Below are 1,742 nucleotides of genomic sequence, written 5' to 3'. Positions count from 1 at the left end.
TCATTCTCAAAGTCCACATCTTCAGCTCCGCCGTCGATCATCTCCATCATGAAGTCATCATTATCCATTTTTACTTCGCTCTTTTCGATTGCAAAAATTCCCTTTCGATCGAAAATAAATTGAAGACAGCCGTCCTTTCCAAGTGAGCCATTATACTTGTTAAAAGCAGCTCTAACTGAAGAAACTGTTCTTGTATTGTTATCAGTAGCAGTTTCAACAAATACAGCGACTCCATCAGGTCCGTAACCTTCGAAAGTTGTTTCAGTGTAATCTTCTCCACCTACTCCAGATCCCTTGTCTATCGCTCTTTGAATTGTGTCTTTAGGAAGGTTTTGACCTCTAGCGTTTTGAAGAGCTAGCCTTAGTCTTGGATTCATATCAGGGTCAGATCCACCACCAGTCTTCACTGCAACAGTGATCTCTTTAATAAGCTTAGTGAAAATCTTCCCTCTTTTTGCATCCTGGGCACCTTTACGATGTCTAATATTTGCCCATTTACTATGACCTGCCACAGTTAAACTCCTAATTGTATTTTATTAAGTTTAGGATACTAGCAAAATTTAAACGAAAGGAAAACACATGGAGAAATTGAAATTACTTAAGAGTTAATTCTTTTTCGATAACCTTAATTAGGTCATCTAAATCAAATGGCTTAGAGAAGAATTCCTTAGCACCTGCATCAAGAGCATCTTTAATTGATATATCGGCCTGTCCAGAAACAAAGAAGAAATCGGGTCTAATACTCGAATCCATTGAGTTAACCTCTTCTAGCACTAGCATTCCATTACCGTTAGGCATCTTATAGTCAGATACAACAACATCAAATTTATTATTGCGAATCTTCTCTATAGCATCAACACCACAGTCAGCAGTCATAGTTTGATATCCGTAGTAGTTAAACTCTTCTTCCATCAACTCAAGAATGTCTGGTTCATCATCAACGATGAGAACCGTATACTTGTTGCGCTCAATCATAGAACTATATTACTCGCGAATAGCACTTTTGGAAACCTTAGAGGTAAGAAAAATTACCAATAAAGTTAAACATAATGCATAGAGACCAAAGTTGAAAATGAAGTAGATTGTATAGGCTACAGCCCTTATTAGAGCTTGAAGCAGAGGGTGCTCCATAATGTATGGTACATATAGCGGGGCCGTTTTATAGTAAAAGTCCACAAAACTCTGGCCTAATTTTACCTTTAGAAGGTAGTGGTCACGAATATATCTGAAATAATCCAATACATAATGTTGCTCCATAAACCCTGCTGAAATGAAGTAGCATTGATTCTTTTCAAGAAATTCAGCAATATCTAGTGGAGTTGCACTTAAGGGACTTGATAATGGAGTATAGAATCCGTAGTAATCTCTTACTGCAAAAGAAATATTATAAGTTCTATTATTTGTTAGATTCTTGGCCTCAAAACTTCCACTGGCCTCGGGAGTAACATCGTCATCTATTGAAAGAATCTCATTCACACCTGCTAGGCCAAAACTGCTGTTGTAACTGCTAATATCGAATATTGCGATATCTCTAAAGTTGTTTTGAATTGCAGAGATAGTGTAGTAAAACTTCAGTCTCTCATCACCTTTCTCAACACTATTTAAAGAAGTAGTAACAGATGAGTCATAAACGGCACCACTAATATTTAACTCTACAAAAATACCGTCAGTACCACTTGTAGGGTCAGAAATAGAGGTATCGACAGCAGTTTGAGACAGGTATAAATAAGTTGTCACTGTTA

The 1,742-nt window shown here is 37.1% G+C and carries 3 protein-coding genes; all 3 read right to left on the bottom strand.

Features of this window, described 5'->3' with window-relative positions:
- Positions 1 to 512: YebC/PmpR family DNA-binding transcriptional regulator (locus ABX784_RS17365; protein ID WP_372656319.1), on the bottom strand; the 512-nt coding region annotated here is incomplete at its 3' end.
- A gap of 82 nt (positions 513 to 594) precedes the next feature.
- Positions 595 to 975 (bottom strand): response regulator, encoded by a 381-nt coding sequence (locus ABX784_RS17360; RefSeq protein WP_372656318.1) that lies wholly within the window; start codon positions 973 to 975, stop codon positions 595 to 597.
- A 9-nt stretch (positions 976 to 984) separates the two neighbouring features.
- On the bottom strand, positions 985 to 1,742 hold a 758-nt coding region (locus ABX784_RS17355), incomplete at its 5' end, for a CFI-box-CTERM domain-containing protein (RefSeq protein ID WP_372656317.1).

It is taken from the genome of Halobacteriovorax sp. (assembly GCF_041587335.1).
GTDB lineage: Bacteria > Bdellovibrionota > Bacteriovoracia > Bacteriovoracales > Bacteriovoracaceae > Halobacteriovorax.
The sequence above is the reverse complement of the archived record's forward strand: the minus strand, read 5'-3'. Positions and strand labels throughout refer to the sequence as shown.